Here is a 23,040-nt window from a genome sequence, read left to right on the forward strand (position 1 = left end):
TCAGGGCCCGGCGCCGGCCGCCGGAGCGGCCGGCCGGGGCTTCCCGGTACGACGGGCGTAGTAGCGGGCGATCGGCTCGGCGCTCAGTCCGTGGAGCACGATGCTGAGCATCACCGTGACCACCATGACGCGGGAGACGAAGTCCGCACTCGCGTCGGGGAGTTCGATGACCGCCAGGGAGCCGAAGACGACGGAGGTCACGCCCCTCGGTCCCATCCAGCCGAGGAAGAGCTTGTCCGTCCGGCTCATTCCCGCTCCCATGAGGACGAGGAGTACGGGGACCATGCGGACGAGTGTGACGGCGAGCAGCGCGTAGAGGACGACCGTGGTCTGGAAGCCGGGCCAGAAGGCGTTGTTGACGATCTGGCCGAAGACGAACCACAGCGCGAGGCTGAGGAGTGTGACCAGGTCGTCGGTCAACTCCACCGCCGACGCCGGCAGCTCTTGCACCGCCGGCCCGAAGACGACACCGGCAATGAAGGCTGCCACGAAGCCGTTTCCGCCCACAGCGCTGGAGAAGGTGTACGCCACCAACGGCACGGCGAGCACGCCCAGGCGCATCGCATGCGTCTGTGTCCACCCCCGCGACCACGACGTGCGCAGCAACCAGCCCGCCGTCCAGCCCACGAACAGTCCGGTGGCGAGGGCCCAGCCGGCCGCGTCCACCGCCGTCAGCAGCGCTTCCCCGTAGTCGGAGCGCACATCGTGCGATTCCACGGCCGCCGCGACGCAGAGGAGGAAGACCGGGGAGACGATGCCGTCGTTGAGGCCCCCCTCGACGTTGAGGACCTCGCGCAGGCGCGCGGGGATCCGCCGGTCGCGGACCACGGACGCGGTGGGGGCGAGGTCCAGCGGGACGACGACGGTCGCCAGTACCGCGAGCAGCCATCCGGACTGACCGGGGAAGAGGAGGAGGCCGCTCAGGAACGCGGCGCAGAGCGTCAACGGCAGTCCGCCGCCGAGCAGACGGAGGACGATGTTCTTCTCGCGGCCCATGATCCGGCCGGGGACCTCGATGGCGTCGACGAACAGCAGCAGGGCCAGGATCACCTCCACCGCGTGCTCGAAGGCGGTCGTCTCGAGCTCGAAGCGCAGGGGAGGATCCGAACCGGCCGTCAGCGCGATGCCCGCCGCCATCATCGCGATGGGCGCGGTGATACTCCAGCGCGAGAGCCTGAGCGCCAGCAGCGACCACACGAAGAGAATTCCCGCGATGACCGTGACGGCAAGCATGCGACCCCCGCTTTCCGTTCCGCGCATCGCCGGGCTCGGAAACCGAGCTTAGAGCGGCGGATTCCCGCAGCCGGCGTCGACGGCGCCGAGGAATCGGCCTTTTGCGTTCCCCGTTACGGGGCGGGTGTTCGGGATTCGCACACGCTTCGCTGTGAAGTCCGCCTCTTGGAAGAGGAATTGAGGAGGAAGGGGATCCGGGGAGCGGCGAGGACTGCCAAAACGGGAGCGGGTACGGGAAGGGGTGCGGGCACGAGTACGGGAAGGGGGACGGATACGGGAAGGGGGACGGGTACGGGCTGAGGTGGAACGTTCCGCCGGGCCCTCGCGGCCACGTACCGGGCGGGTCCTCCCGGAGACCGAGCCGGGCGAGCACACCCCGGCGGAACGCCCATGGCCGACGCCTCCGGCCTGCGGACGGCGGTCGTGAACAGGCCCGACTCGCCAGAGCCGGCCCGGCGGCCGAACATGGAGGGACAGCGGACACGGAGGGACGGCCCAGCCGGGGGCTCTCGGTGGGAGATGCCAGTGGTGGACACCGATGTGCTGATCGTGGGTGCCGGACCGGTGGGACTGACCGCGGCCGCCGAGCTGCGGCGGCACGGCGCGGACTGCCGCATCGTCGACCGGCTCCCGGCCCGGCTCCCGTACGCCAAGGCCGTGGGGATCCAGCCGCGGACCCTGGAGATCTGGGACCGGATGGGGATGGTCCGCGAAGCCCTGGACGCGGCCGTGCCGATGCGCGGCCAACTGCTCTACGCGGACGGTTCCGAGCAGGGACGCATCGACCTCCGGCTGCCGCCGGACGTCCCCTACGGTTTCGCGGCGCTGCCGCAGTACGAGACCGAGCGCGTCATCGAGGAGCACCTCGCCCGGTTCGGCACCCGGATCGAGCGCGCCACGGAGCTGGTCTCGTTCACGCAGGACACGGACGGGGTCCTCAGCAGGATCGTCACGGTCGACGGCCGTGAGGAGGAGGTCCGGTCCCGGTTCCTCGTCGGTTGCGACGGGGCCCACAGCGTCGTCCGCAAGACGCTAGGGCTCACCTTCGAGGGAGCCGCCTTCCCCGAGGAGTACATGCTTGCGGACGTCGAGGTCGACTGGGGCCTGCCGCCGGGCTACGGCGTCCGCGCCGTGCACCATGGCGACGACGGGACCGTCGACGACCTGCTCGTCTGCATCCCGCTGCCCGGCCGCGGCCGCTACCGCGTGTCCATGCTCGTCCCGCCGGAACTCTCCGTCGCCCACCGGCCCGCGGGGGAGCAGGGCTCCCGGAACGGTGTCGCGCACGGGCTGGAGACCGGGCAGCGGGCGCCCGGCATCGAGCACATCCAGGCCGTACTCGACCGGCTGGCCCCGGAGCCCACCACGGCTTCGGCCATGCGCTGGTCCTCCGTCTTCCGGATCAGCCACCGCCTGGTGGACAAGTACGCGGACGGGCGGGTCTTCATCGCCGGCGACGCCGCACACATTCACCCGCCGACCGGTGCCCAGGGCATGAACACCGGTATCCAGGACGCCTGCAACCTCGCGTGGAAACTGGCTCTCACCGTGCGGGGCGCCGCCCAGCCCCACCTGCTCGACAGCTATGACGCCGAGCGCCGCCCCGTCGGCGAGGAGGTCGTGGAACGCACGGTCCGGCACGCCGCCCAGGGCGTCCAGGCCGATGCCGATGCCGACGACTTCACGACCATCATGCTGCGTGAGGCCCAGCTGCTCGTCGCCTATCCGGACAGCCCCGTCGTGGGCCGGGGCACGCCGGGCCTGGTGGGCCCCGGCCCCGGCGACCGGGCGCCCGACTGCGGCGGTCTCACCGGGGGCATCGCCGCGCTTCCCCTGCGGCTGTACGACCTGCTGCGCGAGCGGGGCCATGTGCTCCTGCTCCATGCCGACTCGGCCGCCGCGCTGGGCGGGTGCGCCGAGGTCGCCACCGCAATCCGCCATCTGACGGACGGGCAGATGACCGCCCTGGTACTGGTCGCCCCGGACGCCGGCTCGGGTACGCACCCGGACCCGGACGCGGAGGCTGGTGCGAGTACGGACGCGGAGACGCAGGCTGGTACGGGCACGGACGCCGGTGCGGATACGGATACGTGTACGGGGGCGGACGCCGGTGCGGAAGGCACGGGTGCGAGCCGGGGCACGTCCGTCGCGTCCGGGGTGGCCGGCAGCGGCGCGGGGGACCCCGCGGAACTCGTGGGCTACGCGACGGACGCGGACGGGCGTCACCTGCCCGCCTTCCTCGACAGCCGGGGCGAGTTCGCCCGCGCCTACCGCACCACGGGCGCTGCGGCCTTTGTCGTACGGCCGGACGGCTATCTGTCCGCGCGTGTGGCGCCGTTGACCGGTGCCGGTTCGGTAGCGGCGCTGTCCGAGGAGCTGGCGCGGGTCTTCCGGCTGTAGGCGCGGACCACCGCACCGCGCGCCGCCTCCCGGCCCGGCGAATGTCCGCACCTGCCACGGTCCGCCCACACGCCGCCGGTGCGGCCGGTGCGGTCGAACCGCGACGGGGGTGAGGCGCCCGCCGCTGGGGTCGGGAGCCTTGGTGCCGGTGCGGCCGGCGTCATTGCCCCGGACGTGGTGAAGCGTGTTCCGCCCGCCCGGGACAGCGGATCAGTAGGGTCAGTAGGGGCCGTTCACGTTGTCGATGGACCCGTAGCGCTTGGCCGCGTAATTGCACGCCGCAGTGATATTTGCAATTGGGTCATAAATGTCCCACGAGGTGCCGTCCACGTGGTATGTCCGAAATGTGGGGTCAATTACCTGCATGAGACCCTTGGATGGAATGCCCTTTTTGGCATTTGAATCCCAGAGGTTGATCGCGTACAGGTCGCCGCTCGATTCGCGCATCAGGTTGCGGTGGATCCCGTCGTAGCTGCCGGGAATTCCCTTGGCCTTCATGATCATCAGAGAGTGCTTGATCCAGCCGTCGATCCGCTGCGTGCTGGCGGGCGCCGCGGAGGCCTCGGCTGGTGCGACGGCCGAGGTCACACCCGTCACGACGGTGGCGGCCGCGATGCCGGCCACGAGGTACTTGGCGATCCTGGAGGTCGCTCTGCGGGGGAGGGGGGAAAGCTGCATGACGCCGCCCTTTCACATGAATCCTGGGGTTCCGATCCCATGCAAGGCGGTTAATCGGGAATGGGGATTTCCGCCGGTGTTTTCAGCATCCGAGCGGAGAGGGGCGACGACAAGAGGCAATTCTGTGATTGGCACCACAAGAGGAATAAATGCGAGGTAAAGCGTGATGTGGTTCCCGTCACGTGACAGTTCGGGCAGGGTGGTGGAACGGGTGGCGCCCCGGGGTCGTCCGGCTGTGTGCGGGGTGATTTCCGCCGCTGGTGGCGCACGGGGGATTCGCGGGAACGGGAATGTCGCCGGAGCGGGCGTCTCGCCGATCGGGGTGCGTCCCCTGGGTCAACGCGCTTTCGAGCGCATGCCTATGACGGCGTATCAGGGATCGTCGCGATATGTGCGTAGGTGATCGACCGGACGGGCGGAAGGCCGGTTCCGTATCCCGTCCGTCCGTGTCCCGCTCGACACCCGTCGCAGCGCTCATGCCGGAGCGTGGCCGGTTTCCGGGCCCCGGACCCGTACTCGTACCCGGGCTCAGACCTGGGCCTGAACCCAGGTCCAGGCTCGCCCCTCGGCCCTGCCGACCGCCCGGCCCCCGCCGTGTCCCGCTCGGCTCCGCTGCTGCTCAGGCACGGCTCAGGCACGGCTCAGGCAGTGATCAGGTGTGCGACGGCGGGGCTGCGGTGGGGTTGCGGTGAGAGGCCGGCGTCGGCGGCAAGCGGGCTTAGTTGCCCGCGACCGCCTTCACCGCGACCGTGACAGGCACCTTTCCGCTGATCACGTCCAGGACGAGACCCGCCGTCGCCGAACTGTCCAGCAGTTCCGCGATCACCGCGGCCACGTCGTCCCGCGGGATCGTGCCGCGCCCGGTGCCGGCCTCCAGCCGCACGAGCCCGGTGCCGGCGTCGTTCGTCAGCATCCCGGGGCGCAGGATCGTCCAGTCCAGGGTCTCCTTGCCCCGTACGTAGGCGTCCGCCTCGCCCTTCATCCGCAGGTACTCGTCGAAGACCTCGTCGCCCCGGTGTCCGGGGTCGGCGCCCATGGCCGACACGACGACATGCCGCCGCACCCGGGCTCGCTCGGCCGCGTCGGCGAAGAGCACCGCGGCGTCCCGGTCCACCGTCTTCTTCCGCCCGGCGCCGCTCCCCGGACCGGCGCCCGCCGCGAACACCGCCGCGTCCGCGCCCTGCAGCACCGCGGCGACCTCCTCCACCGAGGCGGACTCCAGGTCCAGCAGGCAGGGCTCCGCACCGGCCTGCCGCAGGTCGTCGCCGTGCTCCGGTTTCCGGATGATGCCCACCGGCTCGTGCCCGCCGGCTGCGAGCAGCCGCTCCAGGCGCATCGCGATCTGGCCGTGTCCTCCAGCGATGACTATGCGCATGCTCCCGACCGTACGCCCGTCCGGCACCCCGTGCGCGCGACGGCCGGGGACCCGGGGGGCATTTTCGGCCACCCTCGGGCCGTACCCGCCCTGCGGCCCTTCGCCCACCACCTCGGAGTCGCGGACCGGACGCGCGGACCGGACAAACGGACGGGACCCCCGCCGCACCGCCCGCCCCGCTCACGGCCTCGGATCGGGACGCCCCTGGCGTGGCAGTTCCAGCGCCACCGCCGCCGCCGAGTCGCAGTACTCACGCACCGCGCTGGTCCGGGCCACCACGCGGCCCCGGTGGATGACGATGCGGCTGTACGCGAGTGAGAGGACGCCCGCGAGCCGTTCGCCCCGGACCGCGAGGAGTTCGGCGGGGAAACCCGCCTCCACCCGCACCTCCGGCAGGCCCATCGCAGCCCGCGCCGCCGCGCTCACGGCGTCGTACGCGTCCGGGACCCGCAGTCCGCCCTGGGAGGCGAGCAGGAAGGCCGCCTCCAGCGGGTCGCCGCGGCCCACCGGGTTCGCCACGTCCCGCATCGCTCCGCTGCCCGCGGCGACGGGGACTCCCGCCGCCCGCAGCAGCCGCACGGGGGCGACCCCGCGCAGTTCGGAGCCCGCGCAGCCGCCCTGTGGAAGGCAGACGACCGTGACCCCGGCGGCCGCCAGCTGGTCCGCCGTCCGGGACGCCACATCCGCGGGCAACCTGGCCAGACCGGCGCACGGGCCGATCGACACACCGGGGCGCAGGCCCCCGGCCATGGCGGCCAGCCGCGCCAGCCGTGCCGGATCGTCGCCGTCGGTGTGCAGGTCCACCGGGCAGCCGTGCTCCGCCGCGGCCTCCAGCAGCGCCTCCAGGTAACCGGTCGGGTCCGGATCGGCGTCCGGGCTGCCGCCCACCACGGACGCGCCCGTCTTCAGCGCGTCCCGCAGCATCGCCAGGCCGTCGGCGCCCGCCACCCCGGTCAGCAGCCGGGGTACGGCGACGGTGGTCAGCTCGGCCAGCCCGCGCAGTGCCCGCCGCGCCTCCAGCACGGCCTCCAGCGGCCCGAGTCCCTGCACATCGCCGATCCGCACGTGCGAGCGCAGCGCCGTCGCCCCGTGCCCGAGCTGGAGCAGCGCGGCCTCGGTGGCGCGCCGCTGCACGTCCTCGGTGGCGTACGACACCGGCCCCTCCGGCGCGAGCGCGGTGAGCGCGGTGTCGGCGTGGCCGTGCGGCTCGGCGGGAGCGGGCAGCAGCAGATATCCGCCGAGGTCCACACGGGCGGAGCGCGTCGTCGCCGCGGAGCTCAGGCTGCCGGCGGTGCCGACGGCCTCGATGCGCGCACCGCTCAGCCGCACGTCGACCGTGCGGCCGTCGGTGAGCCTGGCGCCGCACAGGAGCAGCGTGGTGCTGTCCGCGGTGGCGCCGTCGGGCGGCTGCGCCTGGCTGTCGGGCATCGCGCTCCTGAGGGCGGGGGAGTGGCCTGCGCTCGGCCTGCGGGGCGATCAAGATCACCCGGCGTGTGCCGAGCCTAGGGGCGCCTGGACCCCGCATCGAGGAGGAGCGCAATAGTCGTACCGGTGTGACCACGAGTGGCGTACGGGGACGGGTGCGACGGCGGTGGCGTCGGCGTCCGCCGAGCGGTACGGGAGGTGGACGCGCCGGGACGCCGCCGGGAGGTGACGAAGGCGGCCAACGCGGCCTGTAAACGGATTTGGGCGAACGGCGGCCGACCGTGTAATGTCTTCATCGCTCGCCCCAATAGCTCAGTCGGCAGAGCGTCTCCATGGTAAGGAGAAGGTCTACGGTTCGATTCCGTATTGGGGCTCTGGTGTTGGGTGATCCTCGCCCTCGGGCGAGGGGATCCGGCATCAAAGCGGTGTAGCTCAGTCGGTAGAGCAAGCGGCTCATAATCGCTGTGTCACCGGTTCAAGTCCGGTCACCGCTACACACAGTAGCCGATTGTGGGGTCGGTCCTTCGATCGGCTACTCTTTTCTGCGTTCAATCCGTCCATCCGTCCAAGGAGCACTCACGTGGCTGCCACCGACGTCCGCCCGAAGATCACGCTGGCCTGCGTGGAGTGCAAGGAGCGGAACTACATCACCAAGAAGAACCGGCGCAACAACCCGGACCGTCTTGAGATGAAGAAGCACTGCCCGCGCTGCAACTCCCACACGGCGCACCGCGAGACGCGCTGAATCAGGCTCGAATGCGAGGCCGTCCCCACCGGGGGCGGCCTCGTGTCGTTTGTCCCGGGGTTACCGGCGAGTGTTCCGGGGCCACCGGCCAGTAAGGGAAACCAGGAGGTAGCGAGTCCATGGCGCTCGACCAGTCCTTCGTCGGGCGGACCTATCCGCCCACCGCGCCGTACGAGGTCGGCCGGGAGAAGATCCGGGAGTTCGCGGAGGCGATCGGTGACGCCAACCCCGCGTACACGGACCCCGAGGCCGCCGGCCGGCTCGGCCACGCGGACGTGATCGCCCCGCCGACCTTCGTGTTCGCCATCACCTTCAAGGCGGCGGGAGAGGTGGTCGAGGACCCGCAGCTGGGCCTGGACTACAGCCGCGTGGTGCACGGCGACCAGAAGTTCGCGTACACCCGGCCGGTGCGGGCGGGGGACCGCCTGTCGGTCACCTCCACCATCGAGGCGATCAAGTCGCTCGCGGGCAACGACATCCTGGACATCCGCGGCGAGGTGCACGACGAGGCCGGAGAGCACGTCGTCACCGCGTGGACCAAGCTGGTGGCACGCGCCGCCGAGGAGGGCTGACCCCAATGGCGGCGAAGATCGCATACGAGGACGTCGAGGTCGGAACCGAACTGCCGGTGCGGACCTTCCCGGTGACCCGGGCGACGCTGGTGCGGTACGCGGGCGCCTCGGGGGACTTCAACCCGATCCACTGGAACGAGAAGTTCGCCAGGGAGGTCGGGCTCCCGGACGTGATCGCGCACGGCATGTTCACGATGGCCGAGGCGGCGCGGGTGGTGACCGACTGGGCGGGTGACCCGGGTGCGGTCGTCGAGTACGGGGTCCGCTTCACCAAGCCGGTGGTCGTGCCGGACGACGACCAGGGCGCGGTCATCGAGGTCGGCGGCAAGGTCGCGGCGAAGCTGGACGGCAACCGGGTGCGTGTCGACCTGACTGCGGTCTCGGCGGGCCAGAAGGTGCTCGGGATGTCCCGGGCGGTCGTCCGGCTCTCCTGAGGCCGCGTGTGCCGGGCGGCCGGGAAACCGCGTGTGCGGGGCCGGTCGTCGGGTTCTCCCGGGGCCCCGGCGGCGGGGCCGGTCGTCCGGCTCTCCTGAGGCCGCTTCCCTGCTCCGGGGCTCCCCGCGAACGGCGTGAACCCGGACACGTCCCGGGCCCGTACGCATCCCGGGTCCGCACACGCCCCCGGTCCGGACCCGTCCGCCGCCGGGGCGGGGCGCCTCCCGGCCCGGGACGCGCCCGCCGCGCCGCCAGGCAGCACCGGACGGCGACGGCCCCCACGGGGCCCGGCCGCCCCCGACCGCCCCCGGGCGGCGACGGCCCGGACCGTACCCTTGTCCCGTGCTGGAACTCCATGACGCGCCTCTCGCCCCGCTGACCACCTTCCGCCTGGGTGGTCCGGCCACCCGTCTCGTCACGGCCACCACCGACGACGAGGTGATCGCCACCGTCCGGGAGGCGGATGCCGCCGGGACCCCGCTGCTGCTGATCGGCGGCGGCAGCAACCTGGTGATCGGGGACAAGGGGTTCGACGGCACCGCCCTGCGCATCGCCACCGCCGGCTTCCGGCTGGAGGACGGGGAGCTGGAGCTCGCCGCGGGCGAGGTGTGGACCGACGCCGTGGCACGCACCGTCGAGGCCGGGCTCGCCGGAGTGGAATGCCTCTCCGGCATCCCCGGCTCGGCCGGCGCCACCCCGATCCAGAACGTCGGGGCGTACGGCCAGGAGGTCTCCAGCACCATCACCGAGGTCGTCGCCTACGACCGGCGCACCGGCGAGACGGTCACCGTGCCGAACGCCGACTGCGGTTTCACCTACCGCCACAGCCGCTTCAAGGCCGCCCCCGACCGCTATGTGGTGCTGCGCGTCCGGTTCCGGCTGGAGGACGCGGGCGGTCTGTCCGCTCCCCTCAGGTACGCCGAGACCGCGCGGGCGCTCGGGGCAGAGGTGGGCGACCGGGTTCCGCTGGCCGCGGCCCGCGAGACGGTCCTGAAGCTGCGTGCCGGCAAGGGCATGGTCCTGGACCCCGACGACCACGACACCTGGTCGGCCGGCTCCTTCTTCACCAACCCGATCCTTTCGGCTGCGGAGTACGAGACCTTCCTCGGCCGGGTGCGGGACCGGCTCGGCGAGGACGTCACCCCGCCCGCCTACCCGGCCGGTGACGGGCACACCAAGACCTCCGCCGCCTGGCTGATCGACAGGGCCGGCTTCACCAAGGGCTACGGCAGCGGCCCCGCCCGGATCTCCACCAAGCACACCCTGGCCCTCACCAACCGCGGCGAGGCCACCACCGAGGACCTGCTGGCACTCGCCCGCGAGGTGGTCGCCGGGGTCCGGGACGCCTTCGGGGTCACGCTCGTCAACGAGCCCGTGACGGTCGGCGTCGGTCTCTGAGGCCGTTCGGGGCAGGCGCCGGCCGCCGCGGGCGCCGGCCGTCGCACGCGCCGGCCGCTGCGACGGAGTGGCCGCTGCGACGGGGTGGCCCGGTCAGTCCTTCAGCCACTCGTCGATACCGCCCAGCAGGGCGTCGCGTACATGCCCCGGAGCTGCCGATGCCCGGACGGACTGGCGGGCGAGCTCGGCCAGTTCCTCGTCGGAGAAGCCGTGATGGCGCCGGGCGATCTCGTACTGGGCCGCCAGCCGTGACCCGAAGAGCAGCGGGTCGTCCGCGCCCAGCGCCATCGGGACGCCAGCGTCCCACAGCGTGCGCAGGGGTACGTCCTCGGGCTTCTCGTACACCCCCAGGGCCACGTTCGACGCGGGGCAGACCTCGCAGGTGACACCGCGCTCCGCCAGCTTGCGCAGCAGCCTTGGATCCTCCGCCGCGCGTACCCCGTGGCCGATCCGGGAGGCGTCCAGATCGTCCAGGCAGTCGCGCACCGAGGCCGGCCCGGCCAGCTCGCCGCCGTGCGGGGCCGCCAGCAGGCCGCCGTCGCGGGCGATCGCGAACGCGCGGTCGAAGTCCCTCGCCAGCCCGCGGCGCTCGTCGTTGGAGAGCCCGAAACCGACCACGCCGCGGTGGGAGTAGCGCACGGCCAGCCGCGCCAGCGTGCGGGCGTCCAGCGGATGCTTCATCCGGTTGGCGGCGACCACGACGCGCATCCCCAGCCCGGTGTCCCGCACCGCCTCGTCCACGGAGTCGAGGATGATCTCCAGCGCCGGGATCAGCCCGCCCAGCATCGGGGCGTACGAGGTGGGGTCGACCTGGATCTCAAGCCAGCCCGAGCCGTCCCGCACGTCCTCCTCGGCCGTCTCCCGCACCAGCCTCCGGATGTCCTCGGGCTCCCGCAGACAGGACCGCGCGATGTCGTAGAGCCGCTGGAAGCGGAACCAGCCCCGCTCGTCCGTCGCCCGGAGCTTCGGCGGCTCCCCGCCGGTCAGCGCGTCGGGGAGGTGCACACCGTACTTGTCGGCGAGCTCGAGCAGGGTGCCGGGCCGCATCGACCCGGTGAAGTGCAGATGCAGGTGGGCCTTGGGCAGCAGGCTGAGGTCGCGTACTCGCTCCATTGAAGGATCTTGCCGCAGACACCGGGCGTCCGGCAGCCCCTTTCCCCGATCGGGTCCTTGCCCGAACGAAAGAACGCGCCCGGCGGGTTCGGCGCCCGAGCCGTGACATCCCGGGCCGTGACATCCCGAGCCGTGACATCCCGAGCCGTGACATCCCGAGCCGTGACATCCGAGCCGTGACATCCCGGGCGGCGACGACGAAGGAACGCGCCGGGGACCGTCACACTCCCGGCAAGAGATGAGGCCGGGCCCGTGGGGACGGGGACGGGCCCGCGGGGATGAGGCCCCCTGGGGAAGGGAACGGGCCCCGGCCGTCCGGAAGGACGGCCGGGGCCCGTACCACCGCAGCGTCCTTCCGGTACCGGGGCCCGATTACTGCCCGGCCCAGCGGGGACGGAACCTCAGTCCCGGGCCTCCGCCAGCAGCTTCTGCATGCGCGAGACGCCCTCGACCAGGTCCTCGTCGCCCAGCGCGTACGACAGGCGCAGGTAGCCCGGTGTGCCGAAGGCCTCACCGGGGACGACCGCGACCTCGGCCTCATCCAGGATCAGCGCCGCGAGCTCCACCGAGGTGCTCGGCCGCCGCCCGCGGATCTCCTTGCCCAGCAGGCCCTTCACCGACGGGTACGCGTAGAAGGCGCCCTCGGGCTCCGGGCAGACCACGCCGTCGATCTCGTTGAGCATCCGCACGATGGTCTGCCGGCGGCGGTCGAACGCCTCACGCATCCTCGCCACCGCTTCCAGGTCGCCGGAGACCGCGGCCAGCGCGGCGACCTGCGCCACGTTCGAGACGTTGGAGGTGGCGTGCGACTGCAGGTTGGTCGCGGCCTTGACGACGTCCTTCGGGCCGACGATCCACCCCACCCGCCAGCCGGTCATCGCGTACGTCTTCGCCACGCCGTTGACCACGATGCACTTGTCGCGCAGCTCGGGCACCAGCGCGGGGACGGAGGTGAAGGCCGCGTCGCCGTAGACCAGGTGCTCGTAGATCTCGTCCGTCAGCACCCACAGACCGTGCTCGTGCGCCCAGCGGGCGATCGCCTCGGTGTCGGCCCGGCTGTAGACCGCGCCGGTCGGGTTGGAGGGGGAGACGAACAGGACGACCTTCGTCCGTTCCGTACGGGCCGCCTCCAGCTGCTCCACGGAGACCCGGTAGCCGGTGGTCTCGTCGGCGACCACCTCCACCGGGACACCGCCGGCCAGCCGGATCGACTCCGGGTACGTCGTCCAGTACGGCGCGGGCACGATGACCTCGTCGCCCGGGTCCAGGATCGCCGCGAAGGCCTCGTAGATCGCCTGCTTGCCGCCGTTGGTCACCAGCACCTGCGCCGGGTCGACCACGTAGCCGGAGTCGCGGAGCGTCTTCTCCGCGATCGCCTTCTTCAGCTCCGGCAGGCCGCCGGCCGGGGTGTAGCGGTGGTACTTCGGGTTCTTGCAGGCCTCGATCGCGGCCGCGACGATGTAGTCCGGGGTCGGGAAGTCCGGCTCGCCCGCGCCGAAACCGATCACCGGACGGCCGGCGGCCTTGAGGGCCTTGGCCTTGGCGTCGACGGCGAGGGTCGCGGACTCGGAGATCGCGCCGATGCGGGCGGAGACCCGGCGCTCGGTGGGAGGAGTAGCAGCGCTCATACGGCCATGCTCCCAGAACGCCGGGTGCCAGGGCACCGGGGTTCGCGGGCCGGACGGTTGCCGACGGTGACCGGGCGGTGGCCGAAAGGGCCCGAACGGGACGCGGACAGGGGCCGAACGGAACGCGGACAGGAACCGCCTCGAAGCTATCTGTTCGACGCACGGCTCCCGACCACGTACACTCACTGGTCGTTGGCCCTCACGGACCACCACCGCGGATGCGGTAGGTTTGGGGGGAACCACAAAGGGTCGTAGCTCAATTGGTAGAGCACTGGTCTCCAAAACCAGCGGTTGGGGGTTCAAGTCCCTCCGGCCCTGCTACACACGTCTTCGCCAGGATGTGTGCGCATGTACGTACTTCGATGCATAGCCGTGCGGCTCGACCGGGCGCGGCACGGCCACGACCCGGAATCAGGTGAGAGACGTGACGGACGCCGTGGGCTCCATCGACATGCCTGATGCCGAGGACGAGGCGCCCGAGTCCCGCAAGAAGACCCGCAAGGGCGGTAAGCGCGGGAAGAAGGGCCCCCTGGGGCGCCTCGCGCTGTTCTACCGGCAGATCGTCGCCGAACTGCGCAAGGTCGTCTGGCCTACCCGTAACCAGCTGACGACGTACACCACCGTCGTCATCATCTTCGTCGTCATCATGATCGGTCTGGTGACCGTGATGGACTATGGCTTCCAGGCAGCCGTCAAGTACGTCTTCGGCTGATCCCGCGGAGGGCGCCCGACCGGCGCCTTTTTCGCATGTTCCACCCCATCTGTATCCAGGAAGAAGCAGCCACCGTGTCTGACCCGAACCTGAACGACGCCGTTGAGCCGAGCGACAGCCTCGAGTCCGCTGAGGACGCGCTCGACATCGTCGAGGCGGCGGACTCCGTCGATCCGGACCAGGCGGAAGCTGCTGACGCCGCTGCGGGCGAGCCCGCCGAGCAGGCCGCGATCCACGTGGACTCCGACGCCGAGGCCGTCGCCGAGGTCGAGGAGGATGCTGAGGGCGCCGAGGCCGTGGCGGCCGCCGGCGACGAGCAGCCGGTCGAGGAGGCCGAGCCGGAGGCTCCGGTCGACCCCGTCGCCGCGCTCCGCGAGGAGCTGCGCGGGCTGCCCGGCGAGTGGTACGTGATCCACACCTACGCCGGCTACGAGAAGCGGGTGAAGGCCAACCTGGAGCAGCGCGCCGTCTCGCTGAACGTCGAGGATTTCATCTACCAGGCCGAGGTGCCCGAGGAGGAGATCGTCCAGATCAAGAACGGCGAGCGCAAGAACGTCCGGCAGAACAAGCTGCCCGGCTATGTGCTCGTCCGGATGGATCTGACGAACGAGTCCTGGGGTGTCGTGCGCAACACGCCCGGTGTCACCGGCTTCGTCGGCAACGCGTACGACCCGTACCCGCTGACCCTGGACGAGATCGTCAAGATGCTCGCCCCGGAGGCGGAGGAGAAGGCGGCCCGCGAGGCCGCCGAGGCCGAGGGCAAGCCGGCGCCCGCCCGCAAGGTCGAGGTCCAGGTGCTGGACTTCGAGGTCGGCGACTCGGTGACCGTCACCGACGGCCCGTTCGCCACCCTGCAGGCCACGATCAACGAGATCAACCCCGACTCGAAGAAGGTCAAGGGCCTCGTCGAGATCTTCGGCCGCGAGACGCCGGTCGAGCTGAGCTTCGACCAGATCCAGAAGAACTAGGCGTCACGACGCTGCGAAGGAGCCCCTGCCCGGCGGTCACCCGTCGGGCAGGGGCTCCTTCGCGTGCCGGGGCCGCCGCGGGGCCGCGGGCCGCTTTCGGGCTTCGACACGGACGGCTCCGCGGAGTGCGGTGCCCGTGCGGCGCGTGAACCGATCGAGCCCTCGTCCGGCGCGGCCCCCGATGCCGGGTTCCCGCCTGGTGCCCACCCGCACGGTGCACGCCGCGGACGCCGCAGACGACGCAGATGACGCAGATGACGCAGATGACGCAGACGCCGCGGACGACGCGGACGCGATGTGCGAGGAACCGGTCGCCCGCGGCGTGAAACTGCTGAACGGCCCGATGGACCGGCCCTGGGGGATACGCACCGCATCCTTCCGCGACCCCGGCGGACACAGCCGGGAGATCGCCACCGTACGCAGAGGTGAGCGCGCGGCCCGGACGCTCCGGCCGACGGCTTCCGGCCGGGTCGTAACGGCCCGCGGCCGTTCTGACCTGCTCGGTTTTTGGCCGCAGGGTGGTACCCGCTATCGTTGTGCGGTATGCCTCCATCCGGATGATCGGGTGGAAGTCATGCAGTTTCAGCACACTCTCAACTGGACCCGGAGAGAGCAATGCCTCCCAAGAAGAAGAAGGTCACGGGGCTTATCAAGCTCCAGATCCAGGCCGGCGCCGCCAACCCGGCTCCGCCGGTCGGCCCCGCGCTGGGTCAGCACGGCGTCAACATCATGGAGTTCTGCAAGGCCTACAACGCCGCGACCGAGTCGCAGCGTGGCATGGTCGTGCCGGTGGAGATCACGGTCTACGAGGACCGTTCCTTCACCTTCATCACCAAGACTCCGCCGGCCGCCAAGCTGATCCTCAAGGCCGCGGGCGTGGACAAGGGCTCCGGCGAGCCGCACAAGACCAAGGTCGCCAAGCTGACGCGCGACCAGGTCCGCGAGATCGCCACCACCAAGATGCCCGACCTGAACGCCAACGACCTGGACGCCGCCGAGAAGATCATCGCCGGCACCGCCCGTTCCATGGGCATCACGGTCGAGGGCTGATCGACTCCCCCGAGACCTCAGTGGCAGGGCCAGGCGCTGGCCCGGACCACGAACTCCACGCCTGAAACACCACAGGAGAAGAAGTGAAGCGCAGCAAGGCTCTCCGCAACGCGGACGCCAAGGTCGACCGGGAGCGCAACTACGCCCCGCTCGAGGCCGTCCGTATTGCGAAGGACACCGCCAGCACCAAGTTCGACGGCACCGTCGAGGTCGCCTTCCGCCTGGGCGTCGACCCGCGCAAGGCAGACCAGATGGTCCGTGGCACCGTGAACCTTCCGCACGGCACCGGCAAGACCGCCCGGGTCCTGGTCTTCGCGACCGGTGACCGTGCTGCGGCCGCGGAGGCCGCGGGCGCCGACATCGTCGGCTCCGACGAACTGATCGACGAGGTCTCGAAGGGCCGTCTGGACTTCGACGCCGTCGTCGCCACCCCGGACCTCATGGGCAAGGTCGGCCGCCTCGGCCGCGTGCTCGGTCCGCGTGGTCTGATGCCGAACCCCAAGACCGGCACCGTGACCATGGACGTCGCCAAGGCCGTCACCGAGATCAAGGGCGGCAAGATCGAGTTCCGTGTCGACAAGCACGCGAACCTGCACTTCATCATCGGCAAGGTCTCCTTCGACGAGACCAAGCTGGTGGAGAACTACGCCGCGGCGCTGGAGGAGATCCTCCGGCTGAAGCCGTCCGCCGCCAAGGGCCGCTACATCAAGAAGGCGACCCTGACCACCACCATGGGTCCCGGCATCCCGCTGGACTCCAACCGCACCCGCAACCTCCTCGTCGAGGAGGACCCGGCCGCGGTCTGAGCCGGCGGCTCGCAGACGGTGGTATCGGCCCCCGCACCTCCTCTCGCCGAGGGGGTGCGGGGGCCTGTTTATCAGTACGCCGATGTCAGTGGGGTGCGTTACGGTTCAACCGACTTCACTGACGCAACAGAACAGAAGACCGGGGTGGGGATTTCAATGAGCATGTCGACGTGGAAGCGCGCGGGCGTCTCGCTGACGGCCGTGGCCGTCGTCATGGGTGCCGCGGGCTGCCAGGACGGTGACGGGGGCGAGAAGAAGAAGGCCGCCGGGTCGTCGCAGTCCGCCGTCCAGTCCCAGGGCGAGATCACCAAGGTGATCCAGGCCGCCTACAAGAAGACGTCGGACGCCAAGTCCGCCAAGGTCCGTATGACCATGACCATGCCGGCCGGCATGGAGGGCGGCGGCACCATGGAGATGTCCGGTGTGCAGGGCTGGGACCCCGGTCTGCTGGACGTCACCATGAAGGGCTCCATGCTCACCGCGGGCGACCCCGACGCGCCTTCCCAGATGCGCATGGTGATGGTGGACGACGCCATGTACATGGAGCTGGGCGCCAAGCAGGCCGCCGAGATGGACGGCAAGCGCTGGATGAAGCTGGACCTCAAGGCCGCCGCCGAGGCGAGCGGCGACAAGGAGCTCCAGAAGCAGATGACCGGCAGCCTGGAGAACATGAACCAGGACCCGGCCCAGCAGCTCGCCCTGCTGCTCGGCTCGCCCAGCATCAAGCACCTCGGCCCGGAGAAGGTCGACGGCGTCGAGGCGCAGCACTACAAGGGCACGCTGACCTTCAAGGAGATGCTCGACGCCAACAAGGCGTTCGAGGTGCTCTCGGCGGAGGAGCGCGAGAAGCTCGTCGCCAACGTCAAGAAGGCCGGCATCAAGGGCTACGACACCGAGGTCTGGGTCAACGAGGACCAGTACCCGGTCAAGATGGTCGTGGGCATCAAGATGCCGCAGGGCACGATGAACATGACGGCGAACTACTCCGACTACGGCGCCGCGGCCACCGTCCAGGCGCCGCCGGCGAAGGACACCTTCGACCTGTTCGAGATGCTCAAGCAGCTGGAGGGCGCGGAGGGCGGCGCCGGCCTGGACGGCTGAGCGGTCCCGGCACCCCCGGTCGTGGCTCGCGGCGGATCCCGCCACGAGCCACGACCGCCTGCCGGTCGGGTCCGGACGCCCGATTTGCTTGGCGCCGATCCGTTCGCGTACTCTTCCCCGGAAGCCAAAGACCGCTGGTCGTTGCCGTGCCCGTCAGGGTGTCGGCGGCCGAAGGATCCGCTAGCTGCGGACGACCCGCGCAGGTGACTGTGGATGAAGCTCCCGGACATGTGTCCGGTGGAGCCACGCCCCGTGCGCCTGCGCCGGGGCGTTTCGTTTTGCCCAGTCTCCTTCCTTCAGCCCATGCGGTCCGAATCACCCGGAAGGAGGCCGAGGCTCATGGCGAGGCCCGACAAGTCCGCCGCGGTCGCCGAGCTGACGGACAAGTTCCGCAGCTCGAACGCCGCCGTGCTGACCGAGTACCGCGGTCTCACCGTGGCGCAGCTGAAGCAGCTGCGCCGTTCGCTCGGTGAGAACGCCCAGTACGCCGTGGTGAAGAACACGCTGACCAAGATTGCGGCCAACGAGGCCGGGATCACCTCGCTCGACGACCAGTTCGCTGGTCCGACGGCGGTCGCCTTCATCACCGGTGACCCGGTGGAGTCGGCGAAGGGTCTTCGTGACTTCGCCAAGGACAACCCGAACCTCATCATCAAGGGCGGTGTCCTTGACGGCAAGGCGCTGTCCGCCGATGAGATCAAGAAGCTTGCGGACCTCGAGTCCCGCGAGGTTCTGCTCGCCAAGCTGGCGGGCGCCATGAAGGGCAAGCAGTCCCAGGCTGCCGCGCTCTTCCAGGCGCTTCCGTCGAAGCTCGTCCGCACCGTGGACGCGCTTCGCGCCAAGCAGGCCGAGCAGGGCGGTGCCGAGTAATTCGGCTCGCGCATTGATCCGCGCCGCCCGGCGCGGGTCGTAGCGGGCCGTACGCCCGCCGTTATGTACATCCCGGCACCAGCCGAATAGTGGAAGGACCGCCATCATGGCGAAGCTGTCTCAGGAAGACCTGCTCGCGCAGTTCGAGGAGATGACCCTCATCGAGCTCTCCGAGTTCGTGAAGGCGTTCGAGGAGAAGTTCGACGTCACCGCCGCCGCCCCGGTCGCCGTTGCCGCCGCCGGTGGCGCCGGTGTCGCCGCTGCCGAGGCCGTCGAGGAGAAGGACGAGTTCGACGTCATCCTCACCGGCGCCGGCGACAAGAAGATCCAGGTCATCAAGGTCGTCCGTGAGCTGACCTCGCTGGGCCTGAAGGAGGCCAAGGACCTCGTCGACGGCACCCCGAAGCCGGTCCTCGAGAAGGTCAACAAGGAGGCCGCGGACAAGGCCGCCGAGTCCCTCAAGGCCGCCGGTGCGGCCGTCGAGGTCAAGTGACCTCGCGAGTCTTCTGACTCTCGCGCTGTAACGCGCACGCGCTGAAGGGCGATCATCCATTCGGGTGGTCGCCCTTCGGTGTTGCCGGCACCGTCGGGTGGGCGCCTTGCGCTGTCCGTCGCGGGGAGTAAGGTGATCTTCGCCGTGCGCCAGGTGACGATCCCCGCAGCCAGGATTGGGCTGGGGGGCCTTGACGAACCGCACGCAGCGCGCAATTCTCAGGACGCGTCGTCACAACGGTCCAAGTTCGAGGCATGGATCGGCGACCGAACGGGCAGTATCGGTGTGCGCCTCCCGGCGCGCGGCATACCGCGGAGTTGAGAACAACGAGGGTCTCGGTAAACCCGCCCTGGACATCAGTGGGCCAAGTGGCTACACTGACCCTTTGCGCTGCCTGTTAGCTGCCCCCTGCCCGTCACCAGGGGCATCCCCTCGCACGAGCATCGTTGGCCAGAATAGCCCTGACCTGGGATTTCTGTCTTTGTGCCCGGCTTGGGACCGGTACGCGCGTAGTGAGTCCGAGCCCTCGGAAGGACCCCCTCTTGGCCGCCTCGCGCAACGCCTCGACCGCGAATACGAACAACGGCGCAAGCACCGCCCCGCTGCGCATCTCCTTTGCAAAGATCAAGGAGCCCCTCGAGGTTCCGAACCTCCTCGCGCTGCAGACCGAGAGCTTTGACTGGCTGCTCGGCAACGCCGCATGGAAGGCTCGTGTCGAGGCGGCTCTGGAGTCCGGACAGGACGTCCCCACCAAGTCCGGTCTGGAGGAGATCTTCGAGGAGATCTCCCCGATCGAGGACTTCTCCGGGTCGATGTCGCTGACCTTCCGCGACCACCGCTTCGAGCCTCCGAAGAACTCGATCGACGAGTGCAAGGAGCGCGACTTCACGTACGCCGCCCCGCTCTTCGTCACGGCCGAGTTCACCAACAACGAGACCGGCGAGATCAAGTCCCAGACCGTCTTCATGGGCGACTTCCCGCTCATGACGAACAAGGGCACCTTCGTCATCAACGGCACCGAGCGTGTCGTGGTGTCGCAGCTGGTCCGCTCGCCGGGTGTCTACTTCGACTCCTCCATCGACAAGACGTCCGACAAGGACATCTTCTCCGCCAAGATCATCCCGTCCCGGGGTGCCTGGCTGGAGATGGAGATCGACAAGCGCGACATGGTCGGTGTGCGCATCGACCGCAAGCGCAAGCAGTCCGTCACCGTCCTCCTGAAGGCGCTCGGCTGGACCACCGAGCAGATCCTGGAGGAGTTCGGCGAGTACGAGTCGATGCGCGCCACCCTGGAGAAGGACCACACCCAGGGCCAGGACGACGCGCTGCTCGACATCTACCGCAAGCTGCGCCCGGGCGAGCCCCCGACGCGCGAGGCCGCGCAGACGCTGCTGGAGAACCTGTACTTCAACCCGAAGCGCTACGACCTCGCCAAGGTCGGCCGCTACAAGGTCAACAAGAAGCTCGGCGCCGACGAGCCGCTGGACGCCGGCGTGCTCACCACCGACGACGTCATCGCGACCATCAAGTACCTGGTCAAGCTGCACGCCGGCGAGACCGAGACGGTCGGCGAGAGCGGCACCCAGATCGTCGTCGAGACCGACGACATCGACCACTTCGGCAACCGCCGTCTGCGCAACGTCGGCGAGCTGATCCAGAACCAGGTCCGTACGGGTCTCGCCCGTATGGAGCGCGTCGTGCGCGAGCGCATGACCACCCAGGACGTCGAGGCGATCACGCCGCAGACCCTGATCAACATCCGGCCGGTCGTCGCCTCCATCAAGGAGTTCTTCGGCACCAGCCAGCTGTCCCAGTTCATGGACCAGAACAACCCGCTGTCGGGCCTGACCCACAAGCGCCGCCTGTCGGCGCTGGGCCCCGGCGGTCTGTCCCGTGAGCGGGCCGGCTTCGAGGTCCGCGACGTGCACCCGTCCCACTACGGACGCATGTGCCCGATCGAGACCCCCGAAGGCCCGAACATCGGCCTGATCGGTTCGCTCGCCACCTACGGCCGGGTGAACGCGTTCGGCTTCGTCGAGACGCCGTACCGCAAGGTCGAGGGCGGCCAGGTCACCGACCAGGTGGACTACCTCACCGCCGACGAGGAGGACCGCTTCGTCATCGCGCAGGCCAACGCCGCGCTCGGCGACGACATGCGCTTCTCCGAGGCCCGCGTGCTCGTCCGCCGCCGCGGCGGCGAGGTCGACTACGTGTCGCCCGAGGACGTGGACTACATGGACGTCTCGCCGCGCCAGATGGTGTCGGTGGCGACCGCCATGATCCCGTTCCTCGAGCACGACGACGCCAACCGCGCCCTGATGGGCGCGAACATGATGCGCCAGGCCGTTCCGCTGATCAAGGCGGAGGCGCCGCTCGTCGGCACCGGCATGGAGTACCGCTGCGCCACCGACGCCGGCGACGTCATCAAGGCGGAGAAGGACGGTGTGATCCAGGAGGTCTCGGCCGACTACGTCACCGTCGCCAACGACGACGGCACGTACACCACGTACCGCGTCGCGAAGTTCTCCCGCTCCAACCAGGGCACCTCGGTGAACCAGAAGGTCATCGTCTCCGAGGGCGACCGGGTCATCGAGGGCCAGGTCCTCGCCGACGGCCCGGCCACCGAGAACGGCGAGATGGCGCTCGGCAAGAACCTGCTCGTGGCGTTCATGCCGTGGGAAGGCCACAACTACGAGGACGCGATCATCCTGTCGCAGCGCCTCGTGCAGGACGACGTCCTCTCCTCGATCCACATCGAGGAGCACGAGGTCGACGCCCGCGACACCAAGCTCGGCCCGGAGGAGATCACCCGGGACATCCCGAACGTCTCCGAGGAGGTCCTCGCCGACCTCGACGAGCGCGGCATCATCCGTATCGGTGCCGAGGTCGTCGCCGGCGACATCCTGGTCGGCAAGGTCACCCCCAAGGGCGAGACCGAGCTGACCCCGGAGGAGCGCCTGCTCCGCGCGATCTTCGGCGAGAAGGCCCGCGAGGTCCGCGACACCTCGCTGAAGGTGCCGCACGGCGAGACCGGCAAGGTCATCGGCGTCCGCGTCTTCGACCGCGAGGAGGGCGACGAGCTTCCCCCCGGTGTGAACCAGCTGGTGCGCGTGTACGTCGCGCAGAAGCGCAAGATCACCGACGGTGACAAGCTCGCCGGCCGCCACGGCAACAAGGGCGTCATCTCCAAGATCCTGCCGATCGAGGACATGCCGTTCCTGGAGGACGGCACCCCGGTCGACATCATCCTCAACCCGCTCGGCGTCCCGTCCCGAATGAACCCGGGACAGGTCCTGGAGATCCACCTCGGCTGGCTCGCCAGCCAGGGCTGGGACGTCTCCGGCCTCGCCGACGAGTGGGCCCAGCGCCTGCAGGCCATCGGCGCCGACCAGGTCGACCCCCGCACCAACGTCGCCACCCCCGTCTTCGACGGCGCCCGTGAGGACGAGCTGGCGGGTCTGCTGGACCACACGATCCCGAACCGCGACGGCGACCGCATGGTCCTCCCGTCCGGCAAGGCGCGCCTGTTCGACGGCCGCTCCGGCGAGCCGTTCCCGGACCCGATCTCGGTCGGGTACATGTACATCCTCAAGCTGCACCACCTGGTCGACGACAAGCTGCACGCCCGCTCGACCGGTCCGTACTCGATGATCACCCAGCAGCCGCTGGGTGGTAAGGCTCAGTTCGGTGGCCAGCGGTTCGGCGAGATGGAGGTGTGGGCGCTCGAGGCGTACGGCGCCGCCTACGCCCTCCAGGAGCTGCTGACCATCAAGTCCGACGACGTCACCGGCCGCGTGAAGGTCTACGAGGCCATCGTCAAGGGCGAGAACATCCCCGAGCCCGGCATCCCCGAGTCCTTCAAGGTGCTCATCAAGGAGATGCAGTCCCTGTGCCTCAACGTGGAGGTGCTGTCCTCGGACGGCATGTCCATCGAGATGCGCGACACCGACGAGGACGTCTTCCGCGCCGCGGAGGAGCTCGGTATCGACCTGTCCCGGCGCGAGCCGAGCAGCGTCGAAGAGGTCTGACGGGCCTGGC

19 protein-coding genes, 3 tRNA genes and 1 pseudogene are annotated in these 23,040 nt (G+C 70.1%); 17 read left to right on the top strand and 6 right to left on the bottom strand.

Annotation, left to right across the window (positions count from 1 at the left end; all coding sequences use genetic code 11):
• Complete coding sequence (locus tag DDW44_RS17830) at positions 1-1,233, bottom strand: cation:proton antiporter domain-containing protein (protein ID WP_027731870.1); 1,233 nt, start codon at positions 1,231-1,233, stop codon at positions 1-3.
• A 519-nt stretch (positions 1,234-1,752) separates the two neighbouring features.
• On the opposite strand from DDW44_RS17830, the gene DDW44_RS17835 reads away from it, so the two are divergent.
• Positions 1,753-3,633 carry an FAD-dependent monooxygenase gene (locus DDW44_RS17835; RefSeq protein WP_244224056.1) on the top strand — a complete coding sequence of 627 codons (1,881 nt, stop codon included), beginning with the start codon at positions 1,753-1,755 and terminating at the stop codon, positions 3,631-3,633.
• A gap of 219 nt (positions 3,634-3,852) precedes the next feature.
• Here the strand turns inward: DDW44_RS17835 and DDW44_RS17840 are convergent, their stop codons facing one another.
• The 3 genes from DDW44_RS17840 to DDW44_RS17850 all read right to left on the bottom strand — a co-directional run bounded on the left by DDW44_RS17840 (position 3,853) and on the right by DDW44_RS17850 (position 7,114).
• Entirely contained in the window at positions 3,853-4,311 is a 459-nt protein-coding gene (locus tag DDW44_RS17840) for a transglycosylase SLT domain-containing protein (protein WP_017948770.1), read from the bottom strand.
• Between the two features lie 718 nt (positions 4,312-5,029).
• Complete coding sequence (locus DDW44_RS17845; RefSeq protein WP_026165425.1) at positions 5,030-5,686, bottom strand: NAD(P)H-binding protein; 657 nt, start codon at positions 5,684-5,686, stop codon at positions 5,030-5,032.
• 180 nt (positions 5,687-5,866) lie between these two features.
• Positions 5,867-7,114: an amidohydrolase family protein gene (locus tag DDW44_RS17850; RefSeq protein WP_108907063.1), complete on the bottom strand. Its 1,248-nt coding sequence runs from the start codon at positions 7,112-7,114 to the stop codon at positions 5,867-5,869.
• 298 nt (positions 7,115-7,412) lie between these two features.
• On the opposite strand from DDW44_RS17850, the gene DDW44_RS17855 reads away from it, so the two are divergent.
• The 6 genes from DDW44_RS17855 to DDW44_RS17880 all read left to right on the top strand — a co-directional run bounded on the left by DDW44_RS17855 (position 7,413) and on the right by DDW44_RS17880 (position 10,261).
• Positions 7,413-7,485, top strand: a tRNA-Thr gene (locus DDW44_RS17855).
• Positions 7,486-7,532: 47 nt separating this feature from the next.
• A tRNA-Met gene (locus DDW44_RS17860) sits at positions 7,533-7,605 on the top strand.
• Positions 7,606-7,691: 86 nt separating this feature from the next.
• Complete coding sequence (rpmG, locus tag DDW44_RS17865) at positions 7,692-7,856, top strand: 50S ribosomal protein L33 (protein ID WP_003956487.1); 165 nt, start codon at positions 7,692-7,694, stop codon at positions 7,854-7,856.
• 119 nt (positions 7,857-7,975) lie between these two features.
• Positions 7,976-8,428 carry a MaoC family dehydratase N-terminal domain-containing protein gene (locus DDW44_RS17870; RefSeq protein ID WP_017948773.1) on the top strand — a complete coding sequence of 151 codons (453 nt, stop codon included), beginning with the start codon at positions 7,976-7,978 and terminating at the stop codon, positions 8,426-8,428.
• Positions 8,429-8,433: 5 nt separating this feature from the next.
• A complete protein-coding gene (locus DDW44_RS17875; RefSeq protein WP_017948774.1) occupies positions 8,434-8,862 on the top strand; it encodes a MaoC family dehydratase in 429 nt (142 codons plus the stop codon).
• A 343-nt stretch (positions 8,863-9,205) separates the two neighbouring features.
• Positions 9,206-10,261 (top strand): UDP-N-acetylmuramate dehydrogenase, encoded by a 1,056-nt coding sequence (locus DDW44_RS17880; RefSeq protein ID WP_108907064.1) that lies wholly within the window; start codon positions 9,206-9,208, stop codon positions 10,259-10,261.
• A gap of 93 nt (positions 10,262-10,354) precedes the next feature.
• Here DDW44_RS17880 and DDW44_RS17885 read toward each other — a convergent pair whose 3' ends face one another.
• On the bottom strand, positions 10,355-11,374 hold the full coding sequence (locus DDW44_RS17885; protein WP_027731867.1) for an adenosine deaminase: 1,020 nt from the start codon (positions 11,372-11,374) through the stop codon (positions 10,355-10,357).
• A gap of 401 nt (positions 11,375-11,775) precedes the next feature.
• Entirely contained in the window at positions 11,776-13,002 is a 1,227-nt protein-coding gene (locus tag DDW44_RS17890; protein WP_108907065.1) for a pyridoxal phosphate-dependent aminotransferase, read from the bottom strand.
• A gap of 245 nt (positions 13,003-13,247) precedes the next feature.
• Here DDW44_RS17890 and DDW44_RS17895 point away from each other — a divergent pair.
• From DDW44_RS17895 to rpoB, 10 genes and pseudogenes are all read left to right on the top strand, one after another.
• Positions 13,248-13,320 (top strand) — tRNA-Trp (locus tag DDW44_RS17895).
• Positions 13,321-13,426: 106 nt separating this feature from the next.
• Positions 13,427-13,714 carry a preprotein translocase subunit SecE gene (secE, locus tag DDW44_RS17900; protein WP_017948778.1) on the top strand — a complete coding sequence of 96 codons (288 nt, stop codon included), beginning with the start codon at positions 13,427-13,429 and terminating at the stop codon, positions 13,712-13,714.
• A gap of 74 nt (positions 13,715-13,788) precedes the next feature.
• Positions 13,789-14,682 (top strand): transcription termination/antitermination protein NusG, encoded by an 894-nt coding sequence (gene nusG / locus DDW44_RS17905; protein WP_108907066.1) that lies wholly within the window; start codon positions 13,789-13,791, stop codon positions 14,680-14,682.
• 181 nt (positions 14,683-14,863) lie between these two features.
• A pseudogene (locus tag DDW44_RS33365) lies at positions 14,864-15,073 on the top strand (VOC family protein); the annotation flags it as partial.
• 224 nt (positions 15,074-15,297) lie between these two features.
• The gene (gene rplK / locus DDW44_RS17915; RefSeq protein WP_006347265.1) at positions 15,298-15,732 is read left to right on the top strand and encodes a 50S ribosomal protein L11; all 435 of its coding nucleotides are present in this window, start codon (positions 15,298-15,300) and stop codon (positions 15,730-15,732) included.
• An 83-nt stretch (positions 15,733-15,815) separates the two neighbouring features.
• Positions 15,816-16,538 carry a 50S ribosomal protein L1 gene (gene rplA, locus DDW44_RS17920; RefSeq protein WP_017949677.1) on the top strand — a complete coding sequence of 241 codons (723 nt, stop codon included), beginning with the start codon at positions 15,816-15,818 and terminating at the stop codon, positions 16,536-16,538.
• Positions 16,539-16,700: 162 nt separating this feature from the next.
• The gene (locus tag DDW44_RS17925) at positions 16,701-17,639 is read left to right on the top strand and encodes an SCO4651 family lipoprotein (RefSeq protein ID WP_108907067.1); all 939 of its coding nucleotides are present in this window, start codon (positions 16,701-16,703) and stop codon (positions 17,637-17,639) included.
• Between the two features lie 339 nt (positions 17,640-17,978).
• On the top strand, positions 17,979-18,509 hold the full coding sequence (rplJ, locus tag DDW44_RS17930; protein WP_017949675.1) for a 50S ribosomal protein L10: 531 nt from the start codon (positions 17,979-17,981) through the stop codon (positions 18,507-18,509).
• A gap of 106 nt (positions 18,510-18,615) precedes the next feature.
• Complete coding sequence (gene rplL / locus DDW44_RS17935; protein ID WP_018889352.1) at positions 18,616-19,002, top strand: 50S ribosomal protein L7/L12; 387 nt, start codon at positions 18,616-18,618, stop codon at positions 19,000-19,002.
• 542 nt (positions 19,003-19,544) lie between these two features.
• Positions 19,545-23,030 (top strand): DNA-directed RNA polymerase subunit beta, encoded by a 3,486-nt coding sequence (rpoB, locus tag DDW44_RS17945; protein WP_017949673.1) that lies wholly within the window; start codon positions 19,545-19,547, stop codon positions 23,028-23,030.
• Positions 23,031-23,040 lie beyond the last annotated feature (10 nt).

Source organism: Streptomyces tirandamycinicus, from assembly GCF_003097515.1.
Lineage (GTDB): Bacteria > Actinomycetota > Actinomycetes > Streptomycetales > Streptomycetaceae > Streptomyces > Streptomyces tirandamycinicus.